General features: G+C 74.4%; 5 protein-coding genes and 1 pseudogene. 2 read left to right on the top strand and 4 right to left on the bottom strand.

Annotated elements, in window-relative coordinates; translation table 11 throughout:
- The first annotated feature begins 308 nt into the window (after positions 1-308).
- On the top strand, positions 309-2,951 hold the full coding sequence (locus tag FAF44_RS51180; RefSeq protein ID WP_237110762.1) for a CBM35 domain-containing protein: 2,643 nt from the start codon (positions 309-311) through the stop codon (positions 2,949-2,951).
- 140 nt (positions 2,952-3,091) lie between these two features.
- Positions 3,092-3,721: a TetR/AcrR family transcriptional regulator gene (locus FAF44_RS51185; protein WP_237110763.1), complete on the top strand. Its 630-nt coding sequence runs from the start codon at positions 3,092-3,094 to the stop codon at positions 3,719-3,721.
- Between the two features lie 42 nt (positions 3,722-3,763).
- Here the strand turns inward: FAF44_RS51185 and FAF44_RS51190 are convergent, their stop codons facing one another.
- The 4 genes and pseudogenes from FAF44_RS51190 to FAF44_RS51205 form a co-directional block, all read right to left on the bottom strand.
- Positions 3,764-4,612 carry a 3-hydroxyacyl-CoA dehydrogenase family protein gene (locus tag FAF44_RS51190; protein ID WP_237110764.1) on the bottom strand — a complete coding sequence of 283 codons (849 nt, stop codon included), beginning with the start codon at positions 4,610-4,612 and terminating at the stop codon, positions 3,764-3,766.
- Positions 4,613-4,616: 4 nt separating this feature from the next.
- Positions 4,617-5,381 carry an enoyl-CoA hydratase/isomerase family protein gene (locus tag FAF44_RS51195; protein ID WP_237110765.1) on the bottom strand — a complete coding sequence of 255 codons (765 nt, stop codon included), beginning with the start codon at positions 5,379-5,381 and terminating at the stop codon, positions 4,617-4,619.
- Between the two features lie 73 nt (positions 5,382-5,454).
- Positions 5,455-6,537: a 1,2-phenylacetyl-CoA epoxidase subunit PaaE gene (gene paaE / locus FAF44_RS51200; RefSeq protein ID WP_237110766.1), complete on the bottom strand. Its 1,083-nt coding sequence runs from the start codon at positions 6,535-6,537 to the stop codon at positions 5,455-5,457.
- Position 6,538: 1 nt separating this feature from the next.
- A pseudogene (locus tag FAF44_RS51205) lies at positions 6,539-6,702 on the bottom strand (phenylacetate-CoA oxygenase subunit PaaJ); the annotation flags it as partial.

Consider the following 6,702-nt stretch of genomic DNA (forward strand, 5'->3'; position numbering starts at 1 on the left):
GCCTTGTGGTCTCGCCGTGGTTTCGCACTTCCCACTCTGGGGCCGGAGGGGGACGCGCTCCAGGGAAGCGGACGTCAGGAAGTTGCGCGCGGTGACCGCATGTTGTCATCGCCCGGCCGATACGGCGGCGCACGGCCTCTCCTGACCGCCGGGCCGCCGGTGCGGACGCCGCAACCCGCGCGTAACGATCCGGCGAACAGGGCTTCCCCAACCGGCGTGTGACCGGTCACGCTGGCAGTTGTGTGACCGGTCACACAACTGCCCCGAATGCCCCCTGGGCGACCCCCGGAGCCCAAGAGAGGACACTCATGCAGCGACCCCGCCCGACCAGGAAAGCCCGCACCGGAGCCGCCATCATGGCCCTGACCGCCCTTACCGCCCTGAGCGCCGTCCCGGGCGCCGTCCCGGGCGCCGTCCCGGGCGCCGTCCCGGCTCATGCCGCCGCCCCCGACGTCGTCGCCGTCGACTTCGCGCGGCGCACCGGCCCCGTGCACGGCGGCGCGACCGGCATGCTGTACGGCCTGTCCGACCCCGGCGTGCCGGGCGACCCCCTGATCGCGGGCGCCCGCCCCCGTACCGTCGCGCAGAAGGCCCCCGACGGCGACCAGCACCCCAACGGCGACGCGCTCGTGATCGCCGACGGCTTCTTCGCCGCGGGCGGCGAGGAGATCGTCATCTACATGCAGGACGTCTACAGCCGCTGGCCCTACGAGAACCTGGGCATCGACGACTACCTGGCCAAGGTCGACACGATGGTCCGCAAGGTCGTCCGCGACCGCCCGGCGGACAAGGACCGCTTCGTCTGGGTGCCGTTCAACGAGCCCGACGGGATCTGGTACCAGGACTGGACCACGCTCAGGCAGAAGTTCTTCGACGACTGGAAGGCCGTCGTCGGGCGCATCCGCTCCATCGACCCGCAGGCCCGGATCGTCGGCCCCAACGAGGCCGCCTACCGCCCCGGCCGCCTGCGCGACTTCCTCACCTGGGCCAAGGACGCCACCTGCGGCGGGCGCGACTGCCTGCCCGACATCATGGCCTGGCACGAGCTGTCCCGTGGCAGCCTGGCCGACTACCGCGGCCACCACGAGCACTACCGCGCGATGGAGCGCGAACTCGGCATCGCCCCGCTGCCCGTCAACATCGACGAGTACGGCAACCGGCGCGACATGTCCGTCCCCGGCCAGCTCATCCAGTGGATCTCCATGTTCGAGGACACCAAGGTCGACGCCGACATGGCGTACTGGACCTACGCCGGCAACCTCGACGACCACGCCGCCCGCACCCGTCAGGCCAACGGCGGCTGGTGGCTGCTCAAGTGGTACGCCGACCTGGCCGGGCAGACCGTCACGGCGACCCCGCCGCGGCTCGGCGCGCCCGACACCGTGCAGGCCGTCGCCGCCGTGGACGAGTCCGCGCGGCGCGGCACCATCCTGGTCGGCGGCGGCGCGCAGCCCGTCCGCCTCGACGTCACCGGGCTCGACCCGGCCCTGTTCGGCGGGCAGGTGGACGTCGTGGTGTCCAGGACCACCTGGACCGGGTACGAGGGCGACGCGCTCAAGCCGCCCGTCGTGGCCGCCGAGCGCGCCACCGTGTCCGGCGGGAGCCTGCGGATCGACCTGCCCGGCGGGGACGTCATGGCCGCCTACCGGGTGACCGTCGTCCCGTCCGGCGGCCGGGTCCCCGTCCCCGACGCGCCCTGGACGGCGTCCGTCGAGGCAGAGTCCGCCACCCTCACCGCCGCCCAGGTCTACGACCAGGACACCACGGCCGACCCCCAGAAGTACGCGACCTCCGGCAGGCGGGACGTCGGCTCCATGAACAGCCCCCGCTCGGCCGTGACGTTCCCCGTCACCGTGCCCCGCGACGGCCGCTACCGCCTCGGGATCTTCCACGGCGCGAACAAGACCCCCGGCCGGCACGCGCTGTTCGTGGACGGCGCGTTCGACCAGGTCGTCCAGTACTCGGCGAACCTCGGCTGGACCTACCGCGGCCGTGCCGACGTCGAGGTCGAGCTGAGCGCCGGCGTCCACGAGCTGTCGGTGCGCACCAGCGCCGACGGGACGACCCCGCTGCCCGGCAGCGACGTCACCCTCGACAAGTTCGACCTCACCGAGGTCACCGGCCCCGCGCGGGCCGCCTACCCGGCCGACGAGGCCCGGCTCTCCGGCGGCGCGCGGCTCACCCGCTCCGGCGAGGGGCCCGCCATCACGCTCGGCGGCGCCGCCCGCGCGGCCTTCTTCGTCGCCGCGGGCGAGGACGGCTACCACGACCTCACCCTGACCTACCGCGCCGAGCAGGCCGGCGACCTGGACGTCCGCGTGGACGGGCGCGCGATCCCCGGCGTGCGGGCGGCACGTCCCGGCGAGGGCGTCTCCCGTGTCCGGCTCCACCTCCCGGCCGGGATCTCCCAGGTGCGCGTCGCCGGTCCCGCCGGGCTGCGGCTGCGCGAGCTGGCCACCGTACGGACCGCGCAGGCGGACGTGCGGGCGCACCGCGTCGAGGCCGAGCGGGCGGCCCTCGCCGGGACGGCCCGCGTGGTCACCGTCCCCGCCACCAGCGGCTCGAACGCCTCCGGCGGCGCCTACGTGGACAACCTGGGCGGCGGCCCCGGCAACACCCTCACCCTGACCCGCCCCGCCGGCTTCGGCCCCGGCGAGTACGTGCTGGTCACCCACTACGCCAACGCCGACAGGAACACCGGCCACCAGTACAACACCGACGTCATCAGCCGCTTCCTCGACATCACCGAGACCGGCGGCACGACGGCGCGGGGCGTGTTCCGGCACAACTACGCCTGGGACAACTTCTGGCCCCAGACCACCCCGCTCACCCTCACCACCGACGACGGCGCCATCGTCCTCGGCAACGCCCACACGCCCGGCCCCACCATCGACCGGGTGGAACTGGCCCGCCTCGTACTCGAAGTGACCAACCAGCCGGCCCGTTCCTGACTCCGGAGGGCGGCGAACGGGCCCCTCCCGCGCGGACGTCCACGGCGTCCGCGCGGGGAGCGTGGTCACCGGCGTCCGGCATCCGGCGGCACGGCACCCGCGCGGTGAAGGTGTTCGCCGGCGCGTGAGATGCTGCGAAGGTGAGCACGACTGAGCAGGCCGAACCGGCCCCCCGCCGTCGGCGGGGCCGTCCCGGTCATGACCAGTCGGCGATCCTGCGCGCCGCGACCGAGCTGTTCAACCGGCGCGGCTACGACGCCACCAGCATGGGCGACCTGGCCAAGGAGCTGGGCCTGACCAAGGCCGCCATCTACCACCACGTCACCGGCAAGGAGCAGCTTCTCGGGCAGGCCCTCGACGACGCGCTCGACGAGCTCACCGCCGTCGTGACCGAGGCGTCCAGGAAGCAGGCCGGGGTGAGCGCCCACCAGCGGCTGCGCGAGGTGCTGCGGCGCAGCGTCGAGGTGCTGGTGGCGCACCAGCCGTCCGTCACGCTGCTGCTGCGGGTGCGCGGCAACAGCGAGATCGAGCTGGCCGCGCTCGAACGGCGGCGCTGGCTCGACGACCGCCTGGCCGCGCTCGTCGCGGACGCCGTCGCCGAGGGCGCGCTGCGCGACAACGTGCCGCCGGCGCTGGTCAGCCGGTTGCTGTTCGGCATGGTGAACTCGCTGGTGGAGTGGTACCGGCCGGACGGCTCCTACGACCAGGCGATGGTCGCCGACGCCATCACCGCCATCGCCTTCGACGGCCTGGCCCGCCACGAAACCTGAACGACACGGCACCCGGCCCACCCGATCGATCGCGGTCGGCGGTCACCAGGTGTAGAAGCCCTGCCCCGTCTTGCGTCCCAGATGCCCGGCCGCGACGAGGTCGCGCAGGATGCGCGGCGGCTCGAACCGGGGCCCCAGCTCGCGGGCCAGGTGCTCGGCGATGGCGAGCCGCACGTCCAGCCCGACCAGGTCGGTCGTGCGCAGCGGACCGACGGGGTGGCGGTAGCCGAGCGTCATCGCGGCGTCGATGTCGGCCGCGTCGGCGACCCCCTCCTCAAGCATCCGCATCGCCTCCAGCGCCAGGCTCACCCCGAGCCGGCTGCTGGCGAACCCCGGCGAGTCGGTCACGGTGATGGGCGTCTTGCCGAGCGCCGCCACCCACCCCTGGGCCCGCGTCACGAGCTCGGCCTCGGTACGGGGGGCCACGACGATCTCCACCAGGTCGCTCACCGGGACGGGATTGAAGAAGTGCAGGCCGAGGAACCGTCCGGGCGCGGACAGCCGGGCGGCGAGCCCGGCCGGCGACAGGCTGCTGGTGTTCGTGGCGAGCACCGCGCCGGGAGCGTGCTTCTCGGCGACGGCCAGCACCTCGGCCTTGAGCGCCGCGTCCTCGAACACCGCCTCCACGACCAGCTCGCACCCGGCCAGCCCGGCGGGGTCGGCGGTGACCCGCAGCCGGGACAGGGCCGCCTGCGGTGGTTCGCCGAGCGTGCCCTTGGCGGCGGCCTTGGCCACGCTGTCGGCCACCCGGACGCGCGCCGCGTCGGCCTGGCCGGCGGAGCTCTCCACCACGACGACGTCGCAGCCCGCGACGAGGAACGCGTGCGCGATCCCGGCCCCCATCCGGCCGCCGCCGTAGACGCCCACCGTACGGGGCAGGTCTGCGTTCATCCGGTCATCCTCTCCCCTCACGGTCTTTCCTGGCGCGGCGGTCGAGGAACGCCGTCATGCGCGCGTGTTTCTCGGCGGTCTCGAACAGCACCGCCTGCGCCACGTCGTCCACGAACGGGTGGGCGTCGCGGGGCGCGTGGAAGACGGCCTTCATCAGCCGGGTCGCCAGCGGCGCCTGCGCCGTGACCCGGTCGGCGAGCCGGTGCCCGGCGGCGAGCAGGTCGCCGGGCTCCGCGACCTCGTTCAGCAGCCGTACGTCCAGCGCCTCCGCCGCCGTCAGCACGCGGCCCGCGAGCAGGATCTCCTTGGCCAGCGGCTCCCCGACGAGCGCGGCCAGCCGCCAGGCCGCGCCGGCCGCGGCGAGGATGCCGAGGCCCGTCTCGGGGTTGCCGATGCGGGTGCGCGGCGTGCCGATCCGGAAGTCGCAGGCGTAGGCGAGCTCCGCGCCGCCGCCGAGCGCGTACCCGTCGAGCAGGCCGATCGTCGGGGCGGGCAGCCGGTGGATCCGGTCGAAGATCTTGGAGTTGATGCCGCGCAGCGCGTCGTCCCGGCCGCGCTCGCGAAGCTGGGCGATGTCCGCCCCGGCGGCGAAGACGGCCCCCTCACCGATGATCAGGACGACCTTCGGCTCGTCCTCGACGGCGGCGCACGCGTCGTGCAGCGCGGCCACCATCTCGCGGTCGATCGCGTTGCGCACCTCGGGACGGTTGAGCCGCCACACGACCCGGTCGCCGCCCTCCTCGACGAGCAGGCTCGCCCCGCCGCTCATGACCGCCCCACCGGCGCGCCGGGGACGACGAAGGATCCTCGCACGTGACGACTCCCTGTGCTCGATGGACGGTTCACGCGTCGTAGTCCACGGTCACCCGCTCGCCGGCCGGGTACGTCTGGCAGGTCAGCACGAACCCCGCAGCCACCTCGGACGGTTCCAGCGCGTAGTTGCGGCGCATGTCGGCCGCGCCCTCGCGCACCACGGCGCGGCACGTCCCGCAGACGCCGCCCCTGCAGGCGAACGGCAGGTCCGCCCGGGTGGCCTGGGCGCCGTCGAGCAGGGTCGTCGCGCGGGAGACGGTGGAGGTCGTCCGCAGCCCGTCGAGCACGGTGGTCAGCTCGGTGGTCGCGCCGGTGAGCCCGTTCGCGGCCCGGCGCGGCGGCGGGGGCGGCGCGTCGGCGTAGAACAGCTCGACGTGCACCCGCCGCGCGGGCACGCCCAGGCCGGCGAGCACGGTCCGCGCGTCCTCGATCATCCGCAGCGGCCCGCACAACCACACGTGGTCGAACACCTCGACCGGGACGAGTTCGGTCAGCAGCCGCCGCAGCCGGTCGCCGTCGAGCCGGCCGGACAGCAGCTCGACGTCGCGCGGCTCCCGCGAGAGCGCGTGCGCGACCTGGAACCGGGGGCCGTAGCGGTTCTTCAGGTCGCCGAGCTCCTCGGCGAACATGACGGTGCGGCTCGTCCGGTTGCCGTACAGGAGCGAGACCTGGGCGCGGGGATGGGTGAGCACCGTCGAGGCGACCGACAGCATCGGGGTGATGCCCGAGCCCGCGGCGACGCACAGGTGCCGCTCGCCCGGCTCGGGGTCGGCCCGCCAGGAGCCGGTGGGCGGCTGCGCCTCGATCGGCGTGCCCGGCCGCACCTCGCGTACCAGCCAGGAGGAGAACAGCCCGCCGGGGATCTCGCGGACGCCGATGCGCGGCGCGGCTCCGGCCGGGGCGCAGATCGAGTACGAGCGGCGGTGCTCGCGCCCGTCCACGAACCGGCACAGGGTGAGCGACTGCCCGGCCCGGAAGGCGTACACGTCGCGCAGCTCGGCCGGGACCTCGAACGTGATCGCGGCGGCGTCCTCGCACAACCGGTCCACCGAGGCCACGGTCAGCGGGTGGAAGACGGCGGCCCTGGACGGGGCGGGCGCGAGCGTGGTCATGTCAGATCTCCTTGACGTGCTCGAACGGCTCGAGGCAGCCGGCACAGCGGTAGAGCGCCTTGCAGGCGGTGCCGCCGAACTCGGAGGTCAGCAGGGTGGCGGCGGAGCCGCAGCGCGGGCACGGCGGCGCGGGGCGGGCCGGGCCGAGGGTGAGCGGCACCGGCC

Source organism: Nonomuraea sp. MG754425 (genome assembly GCF_021699195.1).
Classification (GTDB): Bacteria; Actinomycetota; Actinomycetes; order Streptosporangiales; family Streptosporangiaceae; genus Nonomuraea.

What these genes read in the sequence shown, in the direction of transcription:
- FAF44_RS51180 (WP_237110762.1), top strand. Translation starts at nt 309, where the DNA reads ATGCAGCGACCCCGCCCGACCAGGAAAGCCCGCACCGGAGCCGCCATC.
- FAF44_RS51190 (WP_237110764.1), bottom strand. Translation starts at nt 4,612, where the DNA reads ATGAACGCAGACCTGCCCCGTACGGTGGGCGTCTACGGCGGCGGCCGG.
- FAF44_RS51195 (WP_237110765.1), bottom strand. Translation starts at nt 5,381, where the DNA reads ATGAGCGGCGGGGCGAGCCTGCTCGTCGAGGAGGGCGGCGACCGGGTC.
- paaE (WP_237110766.1), bottom strand. Translation starts at nt 6,537, where the DNA reads ATGACCACGCTCGCGCCCGCCCCGTCCAGGGCCGCCGTCTTCCACCCG.